Here is a 23366-nt window from a genome sequence, read left to right as displayed (position 1 = left end):
CGGCGGCGGCTTGGCCGGCCGGATCGCGTCAGCGGCCATTCCCATGCCTACTGAAGAATTTGTGCAAACAGCCATTTCACTCGATCAAAAAACCTGAGATCAATTGGCTTACCCAAGTTATTCCAGGCGTCTTCGCATAAGCTTTGAATATCACCCGTATAGATTTGATCAAGGCGATCAGGGACGCTGACGCCCAGACTTGCGGAGAGCGCCAGTGATATGTAGTCGCCAAACTCATGGTTTACCGCACTCGGCAATTCACAAAATGATTTTGGCGACATGCGCTGCTTCTGCCCGTGTTGCAACAGGGCAGAAATCAAACGTATCGCATGATAATCAAAGCTCCCATCGACTTTATTCGCCACGATCGTTTCAAGCTGCAACTCGGGAATGGTCAACAGTTCGTAAATGTTCCACTCAAAATCATCGTCCAGATGATTATCTTCGCCTATGGACTTCAGGTATTGCTGCAGGCACCTGAAGGCCACTGAAAGTTTTCCATGGGCATAGCCGTCAAACTCTACCGAATTCGACAAAACACGAAGCAGATTATCCAGCGCCATCCGCAGATTCTCGTCCGCTTGCCGGGTGGCGAAAGAATGCCCATGAAACACGCGCTGCATGGCAGAAAGATATTGGCGCGTTGCGGTCTGAGGAACAGCCCGGTGCAACCAGTGCAGTAATGGCATCAGGTCGATGAAGTCGCCGAGGAAATGGCTCAGGTCCATATCCAGTTTGATTGGCGGCTCTTCAACGGGAAGCCGCTGAGGCGCGATGCCCCGGTGTCGCAGCTCGTTCTTGGCGAGGCTGAGTATGCTTTCGACTAACTCATAACGCCCTTTTTCAAACCAGATCGGGGTGATGCCCAGCTTGGCCAGTTCCGCGTTGCGCTGCGCAATCTCTTCCAGACTTTCGGGGGCTTGCTCGATGGAGAAGTGCTGTTTGGCCTCCTCTTCGCCCATGCCTTCCCTGATCTTCCTGAACACCTGAACCGTCCTGTCATTGCTCAGGCTACAGCCCAGAAAGAGCAGGCTGCTGTTCTTGTAGTGGTAGGCGAGCAGCTTGGGTATGGACTTGTGCATATTCAGGCTGCCGTTGCCGTAGGCTTCGTCGTATTGGTTCTTGCTGAGGATGCAACGCTTCGGCTCGCGAATATCGCCGTGCAGCTTGATGACTGTGATCTTCTTCGGATCGGGCTGCTCCAGTGCATTCAGGCCATTGATCACCTGAACCCCGCCTGCCTCGCCGGTTTCAAAAGACTGCTCCAGCAGACGATCGTAATTGGTCGTAATGACCGTATCGGTGAACATTTCGGCGATGCGCCAGACCACATCGGGGATGGTGAGGTTACGGGAGAACTCATCGCGAATTTCGTTGATGAACACCTCGCGGCCACGGATGGCCTCAATCTCTTCCAGAACGGTTTCGTAGTCGCCGCCGGCTAATAGCGCTTCAATACGGTTCGAAGGGATATGCGCTGTTTTACCCTGGTGCCGCAGATGATCTTTCCAGCTTGAGAAACCGGCTGATGCCGAGATGCCCGCCCCGACAAACGGCACCACCGCCCCGGCATCCATGAGATCGACAAGCTGAATGAAGTGATCCACATTGCGCTGGAACCAGTGATCATCACCAAGCTGCTCTTGAAACCAGGATTCGCCCAGCGCTTCGTGGCGGCGTTCTTTGCGAAACGCCTGAAACGCTTCGTCATAACTGCTTCTGTCACCCGCGAAAAGCGCCTTGCTGGGCTGGGGCAAGACATCGACGCCATATTCAACCCGGGCAGCCTGCCCGTCCTCGCTATGCAGCCACTCGTTGAAATCGGCAAAGTGCTCGTAGCGGTAATGCTCGTCTTCGTCACACCAGATTTTATGCAGCGCCGGCGTCATGTCTTGCCACTCAGCAGACGGCCCGCTCGACGATGGCGTCGGCGAGGTGGAGTTGGGTAGTTTGGGCATCGGCGAGGCGCACCTTGAGGGCATCGCACAGGGCCATGAGTTCATCAACTTTGGCGACGATGCGGTGTTGCTCGGCGAGCGGCGGAATTGCCAAGACGAACGCTGCGATCTTCCTCAACACCAAATTCTTGTTACCGATTCCCTCTGTACCTTCTTCCGACTGCCGTTTGACCAATGGCGAACTAACTAACAATGACAAGTAGCGTCCATGTATATGGTTCAGCGGAAACTTAATTAATGCGACGCTCACAAAAATACTAAATTCCTCATCTGTATCAACAAGGATGGGTATGCCGGTCGTACCCACCTTGGTAAGAAGCAGATCACCCCTTTGCGGGAAACAGCGCTTGATCAGCTCCTCGTGCTGTTCTCTTGATATGAAGCGAGTATCAGAAAAGTCGAGCCTGCCGGCGCTCATGTCTTTCACTGACAGAAATGGTATGCCTTCGTTTACATATGTCGGCGTATGGTGAGCACCATCAGTTATTTGATATGAAATATCCCCAAATCTTGCCCATTCCCACGATCTGGGCAACGGATGCGGTTTTTCCCCTTCACCAATCTCAAACAGCGATTTTTGCTTCCGTATTTCACCGGCGCTGAACAACCGCGTTTTTTCTTTCGCGATTTTTCCCAACAACACACTCGCCGGTTCGTCGTTGGGGTCTTGGGGGACGAGTTTGCCCATGACGGCGAGTTGGAGGATGGTTTGTTTGAGTTGGTCGATGCTGGCTTCGGTGGTGAACAGGGTGTCGAAGTGGCTGGCGATGCGCGTCCAGGCTGCGCTGAATTCCTGTTGTGACCCGACGCGGGTGAGCGTGCCGAGCAGAGTTTCGACCAGGGTTTGGTGTGCTGCGAGGCTGTCGGTTTGCTGTTGCTCCAGTTGGTCGCCCAAGGCCATGAGTTCATCGACTTTGGCGACGATGCGGTGTTGTTCTTCGATTGGAGGCAATGCATACAGATTGTCGTTTAATACTTTGAAGTGTCTTGCGTAGCCTCGTTCTTCAAGGCGGTAACCTTGTAGCTGGCGAAAGAAAAAATGCTCATCTTGCAAAATCGGCCTGAGAATTTTTACTCCATCAGCTCCCGCGACGAAGTCGAAATCAATGTATTTTCTCTCTGTTGTGTGATCTCCAAACACAATTACTGGGCCTGGCAGGTTAATCAATAATGCAGCGTCATCGGTATAACCTGCGATATAACGCTGACCTTGATCGACAACCGGAAAAGTTCCAGCATCCTTTATCGCAGAGGAGAGCAACTTGCTTCCGCTTGGTGAAATCGATAAATAAATTTCTGGAAGCCGCACCCATTCCCAACACAGAGGCAAAGCATAAGGTTTCTCTTCCTCGCTAATCTGCGGTAGCGGCTTGTCTTTCTTAATCTTGCCCTCCGCAATCAATCTAGCTTTTTCAGCCTGTATGCGTTTGAGTAACGCACTCGCCGGTTCGTCCTTCGGGTCTTGCGGCACCAACTTCCCCCGCACCGCCAATTCCAGAATCAGCTCGCGCAATTTCTTGATGCCATAGGCCTCCAGCTTGCCGTTGCTGCCGCGCCCGGCGGTGGATTTGCTGAGCAGCGCCGAGGTCCAGACATCGAGGCTGGGCAGCGCCTGCGGGTGATCCATCGCCATCAGTCGTTGCTCCGGTTGATCAGGTTGACAATCACCTTGACGATGGTGTCGCGCTCGTCCGGGCGGCTTTCGGCGATGAGCAGGGTGAGGGCCACCAGGGCGTTGTCGGCCAGGCGTTTGCCGCCGTCGGGGCGGTAGAGGATGTCGTTGCGGGCCAGGAAGGTGATGAACAGGGCGGCGGCGATGCGTTTGTTGCCATCGCTGAAGGCGTGGTTCTTGACGATGAAGTAGAGCAGGTGGGCGGCCTTTTCCTCGACGCTGGGATAGAGCTCGCGGCCGTCGAAGGTCTGGTGGATGGTGGCCAGGGCGCTTTTGAAGCCCTGGTCCTTTTCCAGACCGAACAGGCCGTCGAATTGGCCTTTCATGCCGGCGACGATGGCGATGCCTTCTTCGTAGCCGATGGCCTGGCGCAGTCCGCCGGTGGTGCCTTCGATGGCCAGGGTGCCGTGGTCGTAGCGATCGAGCAGGGTGAGCGCATAGGCGTAGTCGGTGATGACCGCCAGGACATCCCGGCCCGCTTCGGTCACCAGTTCCTGGTGGGTGAGGGTACGGGCCAGCAGGGCCACGGTGCGCTGCATCTCCCGCAGCTTGACGCCCTCCTCGCGCAGCCGTTGTTCGTTGACCGTGTAGCCGGAGACGATGTGCTGGCGCAGCACGCCCGTGGCCCACTGGCGGAAGCGGGTGCCCTGGCGGGACTTGACCCGGTAGCCGACGGAGATGATGACGTCGAGGTTGTAGTGGGCGGTATCGTAGGTTTTGCCGTCGGCGGCAGTAAGTGCAAATTTTGCACACACTGAATCCTCGGCCAGTTCGCCTTCCTGGAAGATATTGCGGATGTGTTTGGTCACCACCGACCGTTCGCGTCCGAACAGGCTTGCCATCTGCTCTTGGGTCAACCACACGGTTTCGTGGTCCAGCCGCACCCGCAGCTGGGATTGGCCGCCCTCGGCCTCGTAGATGACAACGTCGCTCATGGTGGTCACCTGCCCAGGGCTGCCGCCAGTTCACGCTTGAGCGCGCCGCGGATGTCGGCGACCTCGTTCATGAGCTGCTGGTATTGGGCCAGCAGTTCGTCCGGGTCGTGGCTGATCTGTTCACCGACGTGGGGGTTCTTGATGTCGAGGTTGTAGTTGCGGGCGACGATGTCGGCGACTGGGACTTTCCAGGCCTGCTCGGTCTGCACGCGCGCCTTGAAGCCGTCCGCCTCGTCGCCCCACCAGGCGATCTCGGTTTCGAATTCCTCGAAGCGCATGGGCTTGGTCTTGTTGTAGTTCTTCACGCCTTCCGGGTAGGGGTGCTCGTAGTACCAGACGTGCTCGGTGGGTTTGCCCTTGGTGAAGAACAGCAGGTTGGTCTTGATGCCGGTGTAGGGCGCGAACACGCCGTTGGGCAGGCGCACGATGGTGTGTAGGTTGCATTCTTCCAGAAGGATTTGTTTGAGGCGGGTCTTCATGCCTTCGCCAAACAGGAAACCATCGGGCAGGACGATGGCGGCACGGCCTTGATCCTTGAGCAGCTTGATGACGAGGGCCATGAACAGGTCCGCCGTTTCGCGGGTACGTAGGTGGGCGGGGAAGTTGTTTTCGATGCCGTCTTCTTCCATGCCGCCGAAGGGCGGGTTGGTGATGATGACGTTGACGCGGTCGGCGTTGCCGTAGTCCTTGTAGGGGCGGCTCAGTGTGTTGTCGTGCCTGATATGGGTGGGGGTGTCAATGCCATGCAGGATCATGTTGGTGACGGCCAGCATGTGCGGCAGCGCCTTCTTTTCAAAGCCCCGGATGGTGTTGACCAGCGTCTCTTCATCTTCGCGGGTTTTGACGTAGTGCTCGCGCTTGTGGTCGATAGCGCAGGTGAGAAAGCCGCCGGTGCCGCAGGCGGGGTCGAGCACGGTTTCTTCCAGCCTGGGATTGACGCGGTTGACGATGAAACGGGTGACGGCGCGCGGGGTGTAGAACTCGCCCGCGTTGCCGGCGCTTTGCAGGTCGCGCAGGATTTGTTCGTAGATGCTGCCGAAGGTGTGGCGGTCGCCGCTGTTGTTGAAGTCGATTTCGCAAATCTTGTTGATGACCTGGCGCATCAGCGTGCCGGACTTCATGTAGTTGTAGGCGTCTTCGAACACGCTGCGCACCACCTGGGCGCGCTTGCCCTGGGCGCCTGCCGTGGGCAGCCTTTCCTTCAGGTAGGGGAACAGTTGCACGTTGACGAAGTCGGCCAGCGCATCTCCGGTCATGCCTTCGGGGTTGGTGGCCCATGCGCGCCAGCGCAGGTGATTGGGCAGCGGGGATTTGTAGTCGTCTTCCAGCAGCATCAGTTCGGCTTCGCGGTCATCGAAAATTTTCAGGAAAAACATCCAGACCAGTTGGCTGATGCGCTGGGCGTCGCCATCGACGCCGACATCCTTGCGCATGATGTCCTGTATGGACTTGATGACGCCGGAAACATTACTCATGCAGATTCTTCCTTCTTAAACAGCTCTTGTTCCAGTTCCTGGATGGCGGATTCGTACTTTTCTTTGCCGCCGAAGATGGTGTTGATGATTTCCACGGGCGTGCCTATGGTCTTGAAAGGATCGAGGCGCAGCACCTTGGCGCTTTCCAGTGTGGCGATACCTTCGTCGGCATATTTGTCGAGCAGCGCGGTGAGTACGGCGCGGGCCTGTTCGCCGTATTTGGTGAAGTAGTTGCGCTTCTTGACCTTATTGGCGCGCTCTTTGCGGGTGAGCGGGGGCTGGCCCCAGGCGATATGGCAGATCAGGTCGAAGTCGCTGTAGTCCTTGCCAATTTCCGTGGCGAGGTTGTCCAGAACGATGCCGTGTTCTTCCAGCTCGTCGATGAGGGCCTGCTTTTTCGCGGCGTTGTTCCAGCGCTTGAGGAAGTCATCCAGCGAGGTGAATTCTTTCCGAATCTGCTTGCGGCTGAAGTCCTTGTAGGACTCGGTGATCAGGTTGCCGTCCGGCCCGATGTATTCGACGCGCTCGGAGATGATATTCACGTCCACCCCGCTGACGCGGACTTTGTAGACGCCGGGTGTTTCGTCGACACCGCCATCGCCCTCGTCATCCCCTTCGCCGGGCTCCGGATCGGGCGGCACGGGGTCGTCGTCATCGCCGGGCTCGTAGATGACCACGGCTTCGCCATCGAAGTCCGGGTCGCGGAACAACTCGGTGGCCTTCTTGAAATCCATGATGGTGAAGAACCACTTGTTGTTTTCCTCGTCGATGCGGGTGCCGCGCCCGATGATCTGCTTGAAGCTGGTCATCGAGGTGATGGTCTTGTCCAGCACGATGAGCTTGCAGGTTTTGGCATCGACGCCCGTGGTCAGCAATTCCGAGGTGGTCGCGATAACCGGGAACTTGATCTCCGGGTCGATGAAGTTGTCCAACTCGGCCTTGCCCTCGACGCTGTCGCCGGTGATGCGCATGATGTATTTCGGATTGTCCAGCGCGAGCTGGCCTGCCGCATTCACCAGTGCCACACGCATGCGTTCGGCGTGGTCGATGTCTTCGCAAAAAACGATGGTCTTGGAAAACGGGTCGGTCGCATTGAGATATTTCATAATGCGCCTGGCAACCAGCTTGGTGCGCTGGTTGAGCACCAGAATGCGATCCATGTCCTTCTGGTTGTACTCGCGGTGCTCGATTTCCTGGCCCAGATCGTCCGTCATGCCTGGCGGCGGCGTCCAGCCTTCGATGTCTTTGTCTATGTCGATGCGCACGACCTTGTAGGGCGCGAGAAAGCCATCTTCGATCCCCTGCTTGAGACTGTAGGTGTAAACCGGCTCGCCAAAGTAGGTGCTGCTCGAAACGTATTTGGTTTCCTTGGGCGTGGCGGTGAGACCGAGCTGAACTGCGTTGTTGAAGTATTCGAGGATTTCGCGCCAGGCGGAATCGTCCGCCGCGCTGCCGCGATGGCATTCGTCGATGACGATCATGTCGAAAAAATCGCGCGAGACATACTTGAATATCTTGTCTTCTTCGTCCGGGCCGGTAATGGCCTGATACAGGCCGAGATAGATTTCGTAGGACGGGTCGATCTTGCGGTTCTTGATCTTCGTCATGACCGAGCCGAAGGGCTTGAAGTCGTTGACGAGGGTCTGGTCGATGAGGATGTTCCGGTCAGCCAGAAACAGGATGCGTTTGACCTCGCCCGCTTTCCACAAGCGCCAGATAATTTGAAATGTCGTGTAGGTCTTGCCGGTGCCCGTTGCCATGACGAGCAGCACGCGTTTCTTGCCGCCGGCCACGGCTTCGACGGCACGGTTGATCGCCTCCACCTGGTAGTAGCGCGGCTCCTTGCCCGACACATCCAGGTGGTAAGGCTGCACGACCAGTTTTTCTGCTTCATCTTCGATGCCGCGATAGGATTTGTAGCGCTTCCACAAGTCCTGAGGTGTAGGGAAGGATTCGAGCGGAAACTCTGTCTCGATGTTTTCGCCAGCGGCGGGAGCTTTGTTATGGGAAGCAAAGGCATCGCCGTTTGAACTGAGGGCGCTCGGCACATCGAGGATTTCCGCATAGCCGAGCGCCTGCTGGATGCCGTGGCTGACGATGTGATTATTGTCTTTGGCCTCAACCACGGCGACGGGTACGCCCGGCTCCCAGGACAGAACGTAGTCGGCGAATTTCTTTTTCTTCTTGTTGCGCGAGGACATGTTGCCGCGCACGACGACCGGGCCGGGCGTGAGCGTCACCTCGCGACGAATCTGCGTCATTGGTTCCCAGCCAGCTTTATTGATCGCGGGCGTGATGAATAGGTCGCAGATGTCAGACTCGCTTAGTTTTTTCTTCTCTTTGCTATCCATCACGAACGCTTCCTAGCGCGCGGCACGGATATTGACCGCATCCGCATCACAAATATGCCAGCCCGCAGCACCCAGAAGCTGATCAATGGTCTGGCGGGCTTCCTGCTCGGGATTGGACATGGTTAGCGACTCCGGGGCGGCTGCTTTTATAGAATGTTCGCCAGATTAGGACAAAAACCGCCGGCTGGGAAGCGGAAAGGACTCCGCGGTCGCGAAAGGGGCGGCCTCATCCGCATCTCTTCCCTATCGCGCACTTCGCGGGCGCGCTACAGTGCAGTCTGGACGTTGCGGCATCAAAAACGCATGGGAGGTGAAGATCAGCATGACTATTGGCCTGGCTCTTGGCAGTGGCGCGGCCCGCGGGTGGGCGCATATAGGGGTAATAAACGCGCTGAATGATCAAGGAATCGTACCGGATATCGTTTGTGGCACGTCCATAGGCGCGCTGGTCGGCGCATCCTATGTTTCCAACAATCTTGAGAAGCTGGAGAAATGGGTTTGTTCACTGACAAAGTTTGAAACAGCCAAATTTTTTGCCATCAACATGTCATTGAATGGTTTTGTCAATAAAGAGCGGCTACATTATTTTCTCAATAAATATGTGGCAGATGATGACTCAAAAATAGAGGATATAGTTAACAAAAAATATGCATCGGTAGCAACCGACTTGCAAACCGGCAGCGAGATCTGGTTGACGGACGGTTCAATTCTGGATGCCGTCTTTTCGTCCATATCCATGCCCGGCCTCTTTCCGGCGGTCAAGAACAACGGCAGGTGGCTCATAGATGGCGGATTGGTGAATCCCGTCCCCGTTTCGGTCTGTCGGGCTCTTGGCGCCGATGTGGTTATTGCCGTAACGTTGAACGATGATATCGTTGGAAAACATCTTCAAAATAACAAAATCCTGAAAACACAGGATGCCGGCGTTACCGGAAAAATATCAGACCTGATCACGGCATATACCGCCTCGATATTTCCGGCGACAGGCGATGAGGAGCAACCACCCAGCCTCTTTGATGCCATCGCCGGCTCGGTGAATATCATGCAGGACAGGATCACCAGGAGTCGCATGGCCGGAGATCCTCCGGATATCCTGCTTTCTCCAAGGCTGTCCCACATTGGCTTACTGGAGTTTTATCGCGCCGGTGAAGCCATCACGGAGGGGAAAGAATGCGTAAAGAGCATGTTACCGGAAATACAGCGTGTGTTGGGTATATCCTGACCCAGGCGCGCCCGTGGACTATTCCGTGCCCTGAATCCACCCTCCGCCCAGCAGGCGCTCACCCTGATAGCAGACGGCGGCCTGACCGGGGGTAACGGCGCGTTGCGGCTCGCGAAAGCGGAGTTCGGCCCGGGCATCGGAGAGCAGATGCAGCATGGCCGACTCGGCGCGGGAGCGGTAACGCAGTTTTACGGTCACGGCGTGGGTTTCGCCGGGGGACAAATCCGTCAGCCAGTTGCACTCGGCCAGGCTGACCACACCGCGGTAGAGCTCATCCTCACCTCCGACAATCACCCGGTTCTGCGCCGGGTCCAGCGCAAGGACATAGCGCGGCTGGTCACTGCCGCCACCCAGACCTTTGCGCTGCCCTACGGTGAAGTGGAGCGTACCCGGATGATGGCCCAGCACCTGCCCGCTGCTGTCAACCATCTCTCCTTCCTGCGCCATGTCCAGCCCGGCGTAATCCTCCAGAAAGCGGCGGTAGTCGCCGTCCGGGACAAAGCAGATATCCTGTGAGTCCTGCTTGGCGGCCACGGGCAGGCCATGCTTACGGGCCATGGCGCGCACCTCGTCCTTGTTCATGCCACCCACGGGAAAGCGCAGGCGGGACAGTATCCCCGCGCCAATGGCGAAAAGAAAATAGGATTGATCTTTGGCATGGTCACGGCCACGCAGCAGAGCAGTACCCGAGGAGGTTTCCGCCAGCCGCGCATAATGGCCCGTCGCCAGCATCGTGGCGCCCAACTTTTCGCCTTCCGCCAGCAAAGCATCGAACTTGAGGAACTGATTGCAGCGCGCACAAGGATTGGGCGTACGCCCCGCCTGATATTCGGCGACAAATACGTCGACCACCTGACGTCGGAACGCCTCGCGATAATCCAGCACCGTGTAGGGAATCCCCAGACGGGCGCAGATCTCGGCGGCGTCTTCGATATCTTTTTCATCGCAGCAGCGGCTCCTGGGCCACAGGCGCATGGTCACGCCGGTGAGTTCGTAGCCCTGCCCCTGCATGAGCAGGGCCGCCACGGCGGAATCCACTCCTCCCGAGAGGGCGATGAGGGCTTTTTTATCGGCCATGGCGCGGTCCGACTCAGTCCTTCTCCGCCAACCAGGCCATCTGGATGGCTTCGAGGATGCCTTCGCTGGACTTTTCTGGTTCGCCTTCAAAATCAGGCAGCTCTAATATCCAGCGGTGCAGGTCGGTGAAACGCAGATGGGCCACATCGGCGTCCGGGTGGGCTTCATCCAGGGCAATGGCAAGCTCCGAGGTGTCGGTCCAGCGCATCAGTGCCGCTCCTTTTCCAGATTGATGGTGTATTTGGGGATTTCGATGACCAGTTGGGTATTCGTCACTTTCGCCTGGCAACTGAGGCGGGAGGTCGGCTCCAGGCCCCAGGCCTTATCGAGCAAATCCTCTTCTTTTTCTTCCGCAGGGACGAGACTGTCAAAACCCGCGCGCAGAATCACATGACAGGTAGTGCAGGCGCAGGACATCTCGCAGGCATGCTCGATGTGAATATCATTGCGCAGTGCCGCGGCGATGATGGTCTCCCCCGGCTCAGCGTCGAACTCCGCCCCCTCGGGACAGACTTCCGGGTTCGGCAGGACGCGTATTTTTGTCATTCAGTCTCCCAGTTCGTCAATGGAACGGCCAGTGATGGCGCGGCGTAGGGCACTGTCCATACGCCGTTGCACCAGCGGTTCTGCGGCGGTTTCCACCGCCTCCGCGGCGGCCGTGATCACGCCGGCGTCGTCACCCGACAAGGCGTTGGTCAACGCGGTACCGGCCTTGTCCAGGGCTTCCCGCTCCGCCGGATCCAGCAGGTCGGCATCGGCGGCCAAAGCCGTACGCAAGGCTTCGCGTACGCGCTCACCCTCCACTTTGGCTTCTGACAGGCGTCTTCTGACCACGTCTTCGGCGCCATGGATGAACGAGTCCTGCAACATCCTGGCGATTTCTTCATCATTCAGACCGTAAGACGGTTTGACGACGACTTCCGAACGCACCCCCGTACTGGTTTCCTCTGCACGCACCGCCAGCAGGCCATCGGCGTCCACCTGAAAAGTCACGCGAATCCTTGCGGCACCGGCCACCATGGGGGGAATGCCGCGCAGACTGAAACGCGCCAGAGAACGACAGTCCTGCACCAGATCGCGCTCCCCCTGCACGACGTGAATACTCATGGCCGTCTGACCATCCTTGAAGGTGGTGAACTCCTGCGCCCGTGCCACCGGAATAGGGGTATTGCGGGGAATGATTTTCTCCACCAGTCCGCCCATGGTCTCCAGACCAAGGGACAGCGGCAGCACGTCCATGAGCAGCAAATCTTCACGCTGATTGCCTACCAGGGCATCGGCCTGAATGGCGGCCCCTATGGCCACCACCTGATCGGGGTCGATGTCCGTCAGCGGCTTCTGCCGAAAGAATTCCTCCACCATCGCGCGCACGGCGGGGACACGGGTGGCGCCGCCCACCAGCACCACGCCTTCAATCTCATCCAGCTTTAAACCGGCATCCCGCAGCGCCCGCCGACAAGCCGGGAGGGACCGCTGGATCACCGGCTGAATCAGTGACTCCAACCGGCCACGCGACAGTTTTATCTCGCGGGCCGCGCGACCGGAAGGCGTCAGCACTATCATCGTTTCAGCAACGGCACTGAGCGCCTCCTTGGCGGTACGCGCCTGCTGCAGCACCTGCCGCCGCCAGAGGGGATCGGACGCATCGCCGCCCTCCTCCTGCATCAGCCATTCGGCCAGCGCATGATCCATATCGTCACCGCCCAGGGCGGAATCACCGGCGGTCGCCAGCACCTCAAAGACTCCGGCCTGCAGGCGCAATATGGAAATATCGAAGGTTCCGCCGCCCAGATCGTAGATGGCAAAAATGCCTTCACTGCCCTTGTCCAAGCCATAGGCCACCGCCGCCGCGGTCGGCTCGGCCAGTAGACGCAACACGTTCAGTCCCGCCAGACGGGCCGCATCTTTGGTGGCCTGACGCTGGGCCTCGTCGAAATAAGCGGGCACCGTGATCACCGCGCCCTCCGGTTCGCCACCCAGGGTTTCCACCGCCCGCTCTTTGAGCACCCGCAATATTTCGGCAGACACCTCTACGGGGGATTTTTCACCCGCCACTGTACGCAGGCGCACCATACCCTCTCCAGGAACAAGGTCGTAAGGTAGGTGCCCGGCGAGGGTTTGCACATCGCCGTGGCCGCGCCCCATCAGGCGTTTCGCCGAGGCGATGGTATTGTGCGGGTCCTGCCCGGCGGCAGCGACCGCGGGATAGCCTACATGAATACCGCCGCCGCCGAGGTAGCGCACCACCGAAGGCAGGAGATATTTACCGTCATGATCGCGCATGACGGTGGGCACCGCCGACAATACGGAGGCCACCAGCGAATGGGTGGTTCCCAGGTCGATACCGATAGCCAGCCGCCGCTGATGGGGATCAGCGGCCGTGCCCGGTTCTGCAATTTGCATTAACGCCATGATATATCGCCCTGATTGTAAAGGTTCCGCCGCTCAGGCATTCTGCAAAGACTCTTCGCAGCGATCGATCTCGCCGAGAAGCTTATCGAGAAACTGCAACTCGCGCAGCGCAGCACCCGCTGCTTCCGGCTCAACACAGGGTAAAATGCCCAACAATCCCCTGAGACGTTGCACCACGCCGCTCACTGCCGTATCCACTTCCTGACGCAAAGCCTCCATGCCCGACAGGTCGTGTGCCGCCACCAGATCTTCCAGACGTTCGCGATAGATCATCTGGGTCATCAGCAGTTCCGGGTCAGCGACCTTCACCTGCTCACCCAGCGCGTCCACGCCTTGCCGCTGCAGGAGATAATCGGCACGCCGCAGGGGGTCCCGCAATATGGCTAAGGCCTCATTGAGGCGGGTACTCCACTCCAGGGAATAGCGTCTTGCCGCCGGTTCTGCATTGGCGAAGCGGTCCGGATGCAGGCCTTTTTGCAGCGCCAATACTTGGGTGCGCAGCGCCTGCACGTCCAGATCATAAGTTTCGGGCAGGCCCGCCACCGCATACAGGGACAGGTCCGCGCGGAAGGGCTGCACCGCCCCGCAAGAAGCGCAAAGCGCGGGCGGAGCACCCAACTCCGCCCCGCAGCGGCAACAGGAGTCCACCATCAGGTCGTAAAGCTCTCACCGCAACCGCAGGCATCCTTCACGTTGGGATTATTAAAACGGAATCCCTCGTTCAAGCCTTCCCGGGTGAAGTCCAGTTCGGTGCCATCCAGATAAATGAGACTTTTGGGGTCCACGAAAAGATTCACGTCATCATGGGGAAACACCAGATCTTCCGGGTTGGGGACATCCACAAACTCCATGACATACGACAGCCCCGAGCAACCGCTGGTTTTCACGCCGATGCGGATACCCAGACCCTTGCCACGTTTGGCAATACTCTTGCGCACCTGCCGCGCCGCACTTTCCGATAAGGTCAAAGCCATGACGGTATCCTAGTGTGCCGCCTGGGCACCGGCCATTTCCGGTTGCGCCGCCGTCGACGCGCCACCCTGCTTTTTGCGGTAATCCTCCACCGCCGCCTTGATGGCGTCTTCGGCCAGCACGGAGCAGTGAATCTTGACCGGAGGCAGTTCCAGCTCTTCGGCGATCTGGCTGTTCTTGATGGCCATCGCTTCATCGAGGGTTTTGCCCTTGACCCACTCCGTCACCAGCGAACTGGACGCAATGGCCGAACCGCAGCCATAGGTCTTGAACTTGGCATCTTCGATAATGCCCTGCCCGTTCACCCTGATCTGCAAACGCATCACATCGCCGCAGGCCGGTGCACCCACCATACCGGTGCCGACGCCGCTGTCATCCTTGTCCAGTGCCCCCACGTTGCGGGGATGTTCATAATGATCGATCACCTTTTCACTGTATGCCATGATGGTTCTCCTCTTGTAAGGACCTTAGTGCGCGGCCCACTGAATGCTGTGGATATCAATGCCTTCCTGATGCATCTCCCAGAGGGGAGACAACTCCCGTAACTTGTCCACCTTCGCAGCAATCAGTCCGATAGTAGCGTCAATTTCCTCTTCCGTCGTGTAGCGACCGATGCCAAAGCGGATGGAACTGTGCGCCAGCTCATCGGACTTACCCAAGGCGCGGAGCACATAAGAAGGCTCCAGGCTGGCCGAGGTACAGGCCGATCCGCTGGATACGGCAATTTCCTTCAGCGCCATGATCAGCGACTCGCCTTCCACAAAGGCAAAGCTGATATTGAGGTTGTGCGGCACCCGGTGTTCCATGTTGCCATTGATATAGGTTTCTTCCACCCGTTCCCGAATGCCCTCGAGCAGACGGTCACGTAACTGGCGGATACGTTTGCCATCGCTCTCCATCGACTGCACGGCCAGTTCGGCTGCCGCACCCATGCCGACGATCTGGTGCGTAGGCAAAGTCCCGGAACGCATGCCGCGCTCGTGGCCTCCACCATGTATCTGCGCCTCAACCCGCACCCGGGGCTTACGCCGCACGTAGAGGGCACCAATGCCCTTGGGTCCGTAGATCTTATGTCCGGATAGACTCATCATGTCCGCCTGGATGGCTTCCACATCTACCGGGATCTTGCCCAGGGCCTGCACCGCATCCACATGGAACAATATCTTGTGGGCGCGCAGTATCCTGCCGATTTCTTCCATGGGCTGGATGACGCCGATTTCGTTGTTCACATACAGCACGGAAGCCATGATGGTATCTGGACGGAGGGCCGCTTCAAAGACCTGGAGGTCGACCAGACCGTCTTCCTGTACTTCCAGATAGGTAACTTCAAAGCCTTCGCGCTCCAGTTGGCGACAAGTGTCCAGAGTCGCCTTGTGTTCGGTACGCAGGGTGACGAGATGCCTGCCTTTGCCGGAATAAAAATGCGCCGCGCCCTTGAGGGCCAGATTGGTCGCTTCCGTCGCGCCCGACGTCCAGACGATTTCACGGGGGTCGGCGTGGATGGTATCCGCAACCTGCTGACGCGCCTTCTCCACCGCCTTTTCCGCCGTCCAGCCGTAGGGATGGGAACGGCTGGCCGCATTACCAAAGTCATGGGTCAGAAAGGGCAGCATCTGTTCCAGGACGATCGGGTCGACGGGGGTCGTCGCCTGGTAGTCCAGATAAATGGGACGATCCGGATCGATCCGCAAAGGCTGCTCGACATTCAGTTCAATGATTTTGGGTTGATCCATTTTTCCGTACCTCTCGGTTTTAAGCGGTGTCATGCGTCTCGCGCAGTGGTGTTTTATCCGTCATCGCGATCGGAGCTGCCTGCATCAACTCCTTGTGCAACTGCTTCTGTACCAGTTGACCAAGGGTAATCCCCCCGAGAAACTCGGCGATACGATTTCCCAATTCTTCCCACAGGTCGTGAGTAAGGCACTGCTGCCCATCCCCCTTACAACACAGATGCGGGTCACCACCACACTGGGTCGTACTGATGGACTCATTGACGGCCTCCACAATCCGCGTCAACGGAATCTCCGAGTCCGGCATGGCCAGTCGGTAACCGCCGCCCGGCCCGCGTACACTTTCCACCAGACCAAAACGGCGCAGCCGCCCAAAGAGCTGCTCCAGGTAAGCCACAGAAATCTGCTGACGCTGCGAGATATCGGCCACGGTCACCACACCGCCACGCTGATTGAGTGCCAGATCCAGCATGGCGGTCACCGCGTAGCGTCCTTTTGTCGTCAGTTTCATATCTGGTGCCCTCTGCACGACATCCTACTATCCGTACCAAATTAGTCAAGTATTACCCGCACGAGTTCCCTCGCCTTCCGGTGCATCATCATCCAGCACACAGACGATCTCCTCCACAGGCATCATGGTCTCCAGGGGCTGCAAGCGCTGCACCCCATCCCGCAGTTGCGCAATCTCCGCATCCTGGCGATGCATGTGCTCCAGCATGCATTCCACGGCCCGCGCCACCGGATCGGGCATCTGTCCGGTCAGGCCATAGGCCTCGAAGTTGTCCGTATGCTCACCCTTATTGACGACCCGCCCAGGGATGCCCACCACGGTGGCACCCTCCGGCACCGACTTGACCACCACCGCATTGGAGCCGATCCGCGCGCCATCTCCGATAACGACCGGTCCCAGCACCTTGGCACCAGCGCCGACGATGACACCACGCCCCAGAGTCGGATGGCGTTTACCCGGCTTCCAGGAAGTTCCGCCCAGGGTCACGCCGTGATAGAGGGTACAATCGTCGCCGATCTCCGCCGTCTCACCGATCACCACCCCCATTCCATGATCGATGAAGAAACCCTTACCGATCTGCGCCCCCGGATGAATCTCGATACCAGTCCAGAACCGCGAAACGGCTGCCAGACTGCGCGCCAACAGACGCCAGCGGTGACGCCACAGGGCATGAGCGATCCGATGCAGGAACAGGGCGTGAACACCGGGATAGGTGAGCAACACTTCCAGACGGGTACGCGCTGCGGGATCGCGCGCAAAAACTGCGTCGAGGTCACTCCGCCAGCGTCCACCCATAGCCACACCCCCCGTATTTGCCCCGGCCACTACCAAGCCCCGCATTAAAGACTATCCTGATCCTTTCTGTCTACTTTAGACGCCCAGCGCTCGATTTCGGTAAGGATACCGCGCAGGATGTTCACCTCGTTCTGGCTCGGCCTGGCGCGGTCGAAAAGACGGCGCAAGCGACGCATCATGCGCGTAGCGCGAATCTCCTGCAGAAAACCACTGCGGCGCAGCACATGCTGCAAGTGCCCATAAAAGCCTTCCATATCCTCGATGGGGGCGGGTTGCTCCGGCACATCCTCTGCGGGCACATCCTGCGCTGGCTGGGCCGTCAGGGCGGCCATGTGGAGCTCATAGGCAAGCACCTGCACCGCCTGCCCCAGATTCAGGGAGTGGTATTCATCCGCCGTAGGGATATGCACCAGCACCTGACAACGATCCATCTCCGCATTGGTCAGCCCCGTCCGCTCCCGGCCGAAGAGCAGGGCACAATCTCCCGTGTCCAGATCCGCGAGGATCTCCCCCGCCGCCTCCCGCGCATTGCTGGCGGGCCACTGGATACGACGACCGCGGGCGCTGGTGCCATAGACCTTGTGGCAACCCTGCAGGGCCGTATCCAGATTGGTACAGACCTGCGCCGATTCCAGAATATCTTCGGCACCGGAGGCGAGAGCCGTGGCCTCCGGGTCGGGGAAAAAGCGCGGACTGACCAGCACCAGATGGCGCAACCCCATCACCTTCATGGCCCGTGCCGCCGCCCCGATATTGCCGGGGTGACTGGGTTCAACAAGGACAATACGCAAGCCCTGCAAAGACGTCCCGATCATGCCCGCAGCGCTCGCCCGTGCGGCCACCGCCATTCTCCTTTATACTCTCCCAATTCCGACTCATCCTCGCACAAGGTTCCCATGCAGCATCCTATTCTCGTTACCGCCATTCGTGCGGCCCGCAAAGCTGGCGATATCATCAACCGCAGCTTCGACCGGGTCAATGAAATCAGCATCACCAGCAAGGCGCACAATGACTTTGTCACGGACGTCGATCAGCGCGCCGAGGCCGCCATCGTGGAGATTATCCGTCGCGCTTACCCCGAGCACGGCATTCTCGCCGAAGAAGGCAGCCGCATCTCCGATAAAGACTTCGAATGGATCATTGACCCCCTCGATGGCACTACCAACTTCATCCACGGCATGCCGCAGGTCGGCGTCTCCATTGCCGTCCGCCATTTCGACCGCCTGGAGCACGCGGTAGTCTATGATCCGGTGCATAACGAGCTGTTTACCGCCAGTCGCGGCAGTGGAGCACACCTCAACGATCGCCGCCTGCGCATTGCCCAGCGCAAGGACCTGGATGGTGCCCTGCTCGGCACCGGCTTCCCCTTCCGCGACTTTTTCCACCTGGACACCTACCTCGCCACCCTCAAGGCTTTCATGCTGAAGACTGCGGGCGTCCGCCGGCCCGGCTCTGCGGCGCTGGACCTGGCCTATGTCGCTGCAGGCCGCTATGACGGCTTCTGGGAGTTCAACCTCAAGCCCTGGGATCTCGCTGCCGGCGCGCTACTGGTGCAGGAGGCGGGCGGTGTCGCCACCGACTTCAAGGGTGATCAGGGTTACCTGCAAAACGGCAACATCGTCGCCGGCAATCTGCGCATCCATGCCCAGATGCTGCATATCATCAGCCAGGAAATCAACCAGCCGCAATCAGCCCGTTGAAACGTCGATTTCCGCTATGACCAGGCCACCTCACTGATGGCTTGGCTCAATGTGAACCAGGCCCACGATCGGACGGATAAGCGGCTATCGTGCCGCCAGCGCCCTGGATCCTGCCCAGTGGCGGGCGAACTGCCGCGCCACGCGGCCACTGCGCGAGCCGCGCTGCAAGGCCCAGCGCAGGGCCTCCTCCCGCCATTCCGCCTGCGGCGTCCGCACCCCCAGACGCTGCAGATGGATAATGCAAATATCCAGATACATGGCCTGATCGAAGGGATAAAAGCCCAGCCATAAGCCGAAGCGCTCGGAGAGGCTGATTTTTTCTTCCGCCGTCTCGCCGGGGATGATTTCCTCACCGTGGCGGTGATATTCCTCGTTATCGGCAAAATGGCGCGGCATCAGATGCCGCCGGTTGCTGGTGGCGTAAAGCAGCACATTATCCGGACGCGCCTCCACACCGCCATCGAGCAGGGACTTGAGGGCTTTGTAGCCGGGGTCGTCGGCACCAAAAGACAGGTCATCGCAGAAGAGCACAAAGTAGTAGGCCTGCTGCGGATCGGCCGCCTGCAACGCCGCCAGAATCTCCGGGAGGTCGAGGATGCCGTCCGGGTCGATTTCAATCACCCGCAGTCCCTGATCCGCATAGCGACGCAGGAGCGCCTTGACCAGCGAAGACTTGCCCGTGCCCCGCCCGCCCCAGAGCAAGGCGTCATTGGCGGGAAAACCGGCGACAAACTGGCGGGTGTTCAGGTCCAGTGCGGCCTTGGTATCCTCGATGCCGAGCAGTTCGTCCATCTCCGGCAAATCCACGCGCGCCACCCCTTCCAGACGGCCACCGAGGGGCAGATGGCGCCAGCGCGCGGCCTTTACCCCGGCAAAATCGGGCAGAGGATGGCTGCTGCTGTCCCCCAAAAGAGCGGCTAAACCCTGAATCACCTGTTGACGTTCCACTGTCCACGAACTCCTTTCTGTGATTAGATAGCGTAGCTTAACCCCATTTACCGTGGCGCGTCATGAAACTGCTTACCGATTTCCTCCCCATCATCCTCTTTTTCGTGGCCTACAGGATTCACGGGATCTACACGGCCACCGAAGTGCTCATCGTCGCCGCCATCCTGCTGATGGCCTGGCAGTGGTGGCGGCGGGGCCGGGTCGAGACCATGACCTGGGTCTCCACCCTGCTGATCCTGACCTTTGGCGGCCTGACCCTGTATTTTCATAACGACACCTTCATCAAGATCAAACCCAGCATTCTCTATGTGCTGTTCGCGGCGGCACTGCTCTTTACCCACTGGCGCGAGGAGCCGCTCCTGCAACGCCTGATGGGCGGACAACTGCCGGCTGCACTGCCCCTGTCTTTCTGGCGGCGCCTCAACGGCTACTGGATTGCCTTCTTTCTCTTCGGCGCGGTCCTGAACCTGATCGTGGCCTATGCGTTTTCAACAGGTATCTGGGTGGATTTCAAGCTTTTCGGCATGCTCGCCATCACCGTCATTTTCGTACTCTTTCAAGCGGTGGTGATCTCGCGTGCTTTGCCGCAAGAGGCTAAAGATGGCGATTCGTCGGCATAGCCTCTGATCAGCGGAGACGGTTGCCAACTTGCCACAAATGGGGCAGCTTTAGGGCATGCATCTCACCAACAGGAAAAGGTTCATGTATTACTGCATTATTGGCACGGACAATGCCGACTCTCTGGGCAAACGCCAGGCGGCGCGAGGCGATCATCTGGCGCGCCTGCATCAGTTGCAATCCGAGGGGCGCTTACTGACTGCGGGCCCATTTCCCGCCATAGACAGTGAAGAACCGGGCGAAGCAGGGTTTACCGGCAGCCTGATCATTGCCCGTTTTGACTCGTTGGAAGATGCCCATACCTGGGCTGCCGCCGAACCTTATCTCAGTGCCGGTGTTTACGCAGATGTCAGCGTTCGCCCTTATAAAGGAGTATTTTTGCCATGAATAAAGAAATCCTTGGTAATTTATTGCGTGACGCCCTGAATCCGGAATTCCTGGAAATCAATGACCGGACGAAATCCCACAGTGGTCATGCGTCGTCCGGCGGCGGCGGGCATTACGAGGTACGCATTGTCAGCAGTCGGTTCGCGGGCTTGCCTCCGTTGGCACGTCACCGTCTGGTCAATGCGGCTACCGACCCGGTGCGTCAGGAGATACACGCACTGACGATCAAGGCCTATAGCCCGGAGGAGTTTGCCGCCCAAAACCAGCCCAAAACACAGCGTCCAGCCATCGCCCTGAACGTCCTTTAGGGGCGGTGTGCTCAGATGCCAGCCGATAGCTTCGTCCGCAGCTTCCGCGAGTCTTCGCCCTACATTCATCGCTTTCGCGGGCAGACTTTCGTCATCAATTTCGGTGGCGACGCTCTGGCGGATGGCAGTATCCGCAGCCTCGCCCATGACATCGCCCTGCTCAACAGCCTGGGCATCAATGTCGTCCTGGTACACGGGGCCGGGCCGCAGATCGACGCAGCCCTGCTGGCCCACCAACTCCGCACCGAACGGGTCAACGGCAAGCGCATCACCGACCTGGCGGCCATGCAGGTACTCCGTGAAGCGGTGGGCGGTGCCCGTCTAGTAGTGGAGGCGGCATTGTCCGAAGGACAAATGGGCTCGCCCATGGCTCATGCGGGATTGCAGGTGGTCAGCGGCAACTTCATCATCGCCCAGCCCCTTGGGGTGCTGGAGGGGGTGGATTACCAGTATACCGGGCAGGTACGGAGGGTGGCGACAGAGGCCATCCAACGCCATCTTGCCGCCGACGAAATCGTCCTGCTCTCCCCCATCGGCGTCTCGCCGACGGGTACCCTGTTCAACATCCGTGCAGAGGAAGTGGCGGTAGCGGCGGCCTTGGCCTTGCACGCCGCCAAGCTGGTATTTTTCATGGATGAGGATGGTGTGACCGATGCCCAGGGGCAACTGATACGCCAGATCACCCTCTCCGAACTACCGCAATTACTGGCGCGGGAGGATATCCAGGGCGGGCTGCGCGAGCATCTGCACAGTGCGGCAATTGCCTGCACGGGAAACGTAGACCGCGTCCATCTGATATCCCGGCATGTGGATGGCGCCCTGCTACGCGAACTCTTCACCCGCGATGGCCTCGGTACCCTCATTTCCCGAGACCCCTTCGAGCATCTGCGGACGGCCACGGTCGCCGATATTCCCGGCATCCTCGATCTGATTCGCCCCTTGGAAGAACGCGGGGTGCTGGTACGGCGCAGCCGGGAACGCCTCGAAATCGAAGCGGACCACTTCGTGGTCATGGAACGGGACGGCAAGATCATCGGCTGCGCGGCCATGTATCCCTTCCCTGATCAGGGAATGGCCGAAGTCGCCTGTCTCGCCGTAGACAGCCGCTATCGTCGTCAGGGGCGCGGCGAGCGGCTGCTCGACTACTGTCAGGAACGTGCGCGGGAGCAGGCACTGGAGCGGATCTTTGTGCTCAGCACCCAGACGACCCACTGGTTTCTGGAGCGCAACTTTCGCCCCGGCGCCCTGGAGGATTTACCGGTGCCGCGGCAGCACCTCTACAACTTCCAGCGCCGCAGTCAGGTATTTTTTCGCAACCTGTAGAGACCGAAGCGGCGTCAGGAGGATTCGGCGACCGCCTCATGCTCCTCGGCTTCGTCCTGCCGGATGAACCCCGCATCCTCCCCCCGTTCCGTGGTGGAGATGCGGTCGGGCTGCTTCGACAAGCCCCCGGTGCGGCCATCATAGCGATTGACCACTGTGCAGCGGCGAGCGATAAAGCCGCCCTTTTCCGTCTCGCTGGGCTCGAGATCAAACTCCAGAATGATATCCCGGCTCGGGAGATCATCCGTATCCAGTTCGCGCGGCAGGTCAGAAATGTGGACAAAGGCCGACTCGTAGGGAGAGTCGTCCTGCCGGGTATCGGTCACCCACAACCGTGGGGAAATACCCGTCAAAAAGCGGACGAAGCCGAAGCCGCGGTCCGCCTCCCAGCGGATGCAGATACCGCGGATGCGTGATCCCATCTCCCCCCACGGCACCCGCATGTCGCCGCGGGTGGGAATCAGCCCGGGCACCAGATAACCGGGGTAGAAAGCGTCCGCTTCATACTGCAGTTCTCTGGAAACATTCCTGAACGCCAGCACCTCGACCCGGCATCCCTTATTTTGTAACGCGCGAACCACCTGCAGGAAATCCCCGTCTCCCGTAACCAGCAGCACCTGATCCAGGCGCTCGGATTGCAGCATCACATCCACCGCCAGATCCAGATCGGCATTGGCTTTGGACATGCTGTTGCCTTCTTCGTCCACGAACCAGCGCACCGGCTTTTCGATGATTTTCCAACCGAGATCGCGCACCGCCTGCTGATAACCGCGAATCCGTTCCCGGTACTCGCGGTCACGCTTCATGCGCTCGCCATCCACCGCCATGTAGGTATTCAGGCGTAGTAGTCGCGCCTCCTCTTCCCGCCCGGCGAAACGTCGCAGTACGTCATAACGCATGGCATAACCACCGTTGTAACGAATATTTTCGGCATCCACATAGACACCGATATGCAGCTCACCATTACTCATG

25 protein-coding genes are annotated in these 23366 nt (G+C 58.9%); 6 read left to right on the top strand and 19 right to left on the bottom strand.

Features of this window, described 5'->3' with window-relative positions; translation table 11 throughout:
- Nucleotides 1–47: 47 nt before the first annotated feature.
- From AFE_RS03250 to AFE_RS03225, 6 genes are read right to left on the bottom strand one after another with little or no spacing between them, the layout of a single operon-like run.
- Entirely contained in the window at nt 48–1958 is a 1911-nt protein-coding gene (locus tag AFE_RS03250) for an SIR2 family NAD-dependent protein deacylase (protein WP_157293221.1), read from the bottom strand.
- Nucleotides 1900–3591 (bottom strand): restriction endonuclease subunit S, encoded by a 1692-nt coding sequence (locus tag AFE_RS03245; protein ID WP_012536284.1) that lies wholly within the window; start codon nt 3589–3591, stop codon nt 1900–1902. The genes AFE_RS03250 and AFE_RS03245 overlap by 59 nt, the downstream gene beginning before the upstream one ends.
- A complete protein-coding gene (rhuM, locus tag AFE_RS03240; protein WP_012536283.1) occupies nt 3591–4565 on the bottom strand; it encodes a virulence protein RhuM/Fic/DOC family protein in 975 nt (324 codons plus the stop codon). The genes AFE_RS03245 and rhuM overlap by 1 nt, the downstream gene beginning before the upstream one ends.
- A gap of 5 nt (nt 4566–4570) precedes the next feature.
- Nucleotides 4571–6040: a type I restriction-modification system subunit M gene (locus AFE_RS03235; protein WP_012536282.1), complete on the bottom strand. Its 1470-nt coding sequence runs from the start codon at nt 6038–6040 to the stop codon at nt 4571–4573.
- Complete coding sequence (hsdR, locus tag AFE_RS03230; protein ID WP_012536281.1) at nt 6037–8391, bottom strand: EcoAI/FtnUII family type I restriction enzme subunit R; 2355 nt, start codon at nt 8389–8391, stop codon at nt 6037–6039. Before hsdR ends, AFE_RS03235 begins: the two co-directional genes overlap by 4 nt.
- A 12-nt stretch (nt 8392–8403) precedes the next feature.
- On the bottom strand, nt 8404–8511 hold the full coding sequence (locus tag AFE_RS03225) for a hypothetical protein (protein ID WP_009564014.1): 108 nt from the start codon (nt 8509–8511) through the stop codon (nt 8404–8406).
- 202 nt (nt 8512–8713) lie between these two features.
- On the opposite strand from AFE_RS03225, the gene AFE_RS03220 reads away from it, so the two are divergent.
- The gene (locus AFE_RS03220; RefSeq protein WP_012536280.1) at nt 8714–9613 is read left to right on the top strand and encodes a patatin-like phospholipase family protein; all 900 of its coding nucleotides are present in this window, start codon (nt 8714–8716) and stop codon (nt 9611–9613) included.
- Nucleotides 9614–9631: 18 nt separating this feature from the next.
- Here AFE_RS03220 and mnmA read toward each other — a convergent pair whose 3' ends face one another.
- Genes mnmA through AFE_RS03165 form a run of 11 tightly spaced genes read right to left on the bottom strand, consistent with a single transcriptional unit; the run spans nt 9632 to nt 17958 of the window.
- On the bottom strand, nt 9632–10690 hold the full coding sequence (gene mnmA, locus AFE_RS03215; RefSeq protein ID WP_012536279.1) for a tRNA 2-thiouridine(34) synthase MnmA: 1059 nt from the start codon (nt 10688–10690) through the stop codon (nt 9632–9634).
- 13 nt (nt 10691–10703) lie between these two features.
- Entirely contained in the window at nt 10704–10898 is a 195-nt protein-coding gene (iscX, locus tag AFE_RS03210; protein ID WP_009566452.1) for a Fe-S cluster assembly protein IscX, read from the bottom strand.
- Nucleotides 10898–11236, bottom strand: a complete 339-nt coding sequence (fdx, locus tag AFE_RS03205; protein ID WP_009566453.1) for an ISC system 2Fe-2S type ferredoxin — start codon at nt 11234–11236, stop codon at nt 10898–10900. The genes iscX and fdx overlap by 1 nt, the downstream gene beginning before the upstream one ends.
- Complete coding sequence (gene hscA, locus AFE_RS03200; RefSeq protein WP_012536278.1) at nt 11237–13102, bottom strand: Fe-S protein assembly chaperone HscA; 1866 nt, start codon at nt 13100–13102, stop codon at nt 11237–11239.
- Between the two features lie 33 nt (nt 13103–13135).
- The gene (hscB, locus tag AFE_RS03195; RefSeq protein WP_012536277.1) at nt 13136–13753 is read right to left on the bottom strand and encodes a Fe-S protein assembly co-chaperone HscB; all 618 of its coding nucleotides are present in this window, start codon (nt 13751–13753) and stop codon (nt 13136–13138) included.
- A complete protein-coding gene (gene iscA, locus AFE_RS03190) occupies nt 13753–14076 on the bottom strand; it encodes an iron-sulfur cluster assembly protein IscA (protein ID WP_009566456.1) in 324 nt (107 codons plus the stop codon). The genes hscB and iscA overlap by 1 nt, the downstream gene beginning before the upstream one ends.
- Nucleotides 14077–14085: 9 nt before the next feature.
- Nucleotides 14086–14517, bottom strand: a complete 432-nt coding sequence (iscU, locus tag AFE_RS03185; protein ID WP_009566457.1) for a Fe-S cluster assembly scaffold IscU — start codon at nt 14515–14517, stop codon at nt 14086–14088.
- 24 nt (nt 14518–14541) lie between these two features.
- The gene (locus AFE_RS03180; RefSeq protein ID WP_012536276.1) at nt 14542–15807 is read right to left on the bottom strand and encodes an IscS subfamily cysteine desulfurase; all 1266 of its coding nucleotides are present in this window, start codon (nt 15805–15807) and stop codon (nt 14542–14544) included.
- A gap of 19 nt (nt 15808–15826) precedes the next feature.
- A complete protein-coding gene (locus tag AFE_RS03175) occupies nt 15827–16315 on the bottom strand; it encodes an Rrf2 family transcriptional regulator (protein WP_012536275.1) in 489 nt (162 codons plus the stop codon).
- 45 nt (nt 16316–16360) lie between these two features.
- Nucleotides 16361–17155, bottom strand: a complete 795-nt coding sequence (gene cysE, locus AFE_RS03170; protein ID WP_012536274.1) for a serine O-acetyltransferase — start codon at nt 17153–17155, stop codon at nt 16361–16363.
- Nucleotides 17155–17958 (bottom strand): RNA methyltransferase, encoded by an 804-nt coding sequence (locus tag AFE_RS03165; RefSeq protein WP_225487413.1) that lies wholly within the window; start codon nt 17956–17958, stop codon nt 17155–17157. The genes cysE and AFE_RS03165 overlap by 1 nt, the downstream gene beginning before the upstream one ends.
- Before the next feature lie 48 nt (nt 17959–18006).
- Between AFE_RS03165 and AFE_RS03160 the strand changes: the two genes are divergently transcribed.
- Nucleotides 18007–18810, top strand: coding sequence for an inositol monophosphatase family protein (locus AFE_RS03160; protein ID WP_009564866.1), 804 nt, complete (start codon nt 18007–18009; stop codon nt 18808–18810).
- Nucleotides 18811–18894: 84 nt separating this feature from the next.
- Here AFE_RS03160 and AFE_RS03155 read toward each other — a convergent pair whose 3' ends face one another.
- On the bottom strand, nt 18895–19758 hold the full coding sequence (locus tag AFE_RS03155; RefSeq protein WP_012536272.1) for an ATP-binding protein: 864 nt from the start codon (nt 19756–19758) through the stop codon (nt 18895–18897).
- Nucleotides 19759–19820: 62 nt separating this feature from the next.
- On the opposite strand from AFE_RS03155, the gene AFE_RS03150 reads away from it, so the two are divergent.
- The 4 genes from AFE_RS03150 (at nt 19821) to argA (ending at nt 22394) form a co-directional block, all read left to right on the top strand.
- Nucleotides 19821–20378, top strand: a complete 558-nt coding sequence (locus tag AFE_RS03150; RefSeq protein WP_009561407.1) for a septation protein A — start codon at nt 19821–19823, stop codon at nt 20376–20378.
- A gap of 82 nt (nt 20379–20460) precedes the next feature.
- The gene (locus AFE_RS03145) at nt 20461–20763 is read left to right on the top strand and encodes a YciI family protein (RefSeq protein WP_012536271.1); all 303 of its coding nucleotides are present in this window, start codon (nt 20461–20463) and stop codon (nt 20761–20763) included.
- Nucleotides 20760–21071, top strand: coding sequence for a BolA family protein (locus AFE_RS03140; protein ID WP_009560822.1), 312 nt, complete (start codon nt 20760–20762; stop codon nt 21069–21071). The genes AFE_RS03145 and AFE_RS03140 overlap by 4 nt, the downstream gene beginning before the upstream one ends.
- Nucleotides 21072–21086: 15 nt before the next feature.
- A complete protein-coding gene (argA, locus tag AFE_RS03135) occupies nt 21087–22394 on the top strand; it encodes an amino-acid N-acetyltransferase (RefSeq protein ID WP_009560821.1) in 1308 nt (435 codons plus the stop codon).
- 14 nt (nt 22395–22408) lie between these two features.
- Here the strand turns inward: argA and AFE_RS03130 are convergent, their stop codons facing one another.
- Nucleotides 22409–23365, bottom strand: a complete 957-nt coding sequence (locus AFE_RS03130) for a LabA-like NYN domain-containing protein (RefSeq protein ID WP_012536270.1) — start codon at nt 23363–23365, stop codon at nt 22409–22411.
- Nucleotide 23366: the final 1 nt, after the last annotated feature.

Origin of the sequence: Acidithiobacillus ferrooxidans ATCC 23270 (assembly GCF_000021485.1) — a bacterium.
Classification (GTDB): Bacteria; Pseudomonadota; Gammaproteobacteria; order Acidithiobacillales; family Acidithiobacillaceae; genus Acidithiobacillus; species Acidithiobacillus ferrooxidans.
The sequence above is the reverse complement of the archived record's forward strand: the minus strand, read 5'-3'. Positions and strand labels throughout refer to the sequence as shown.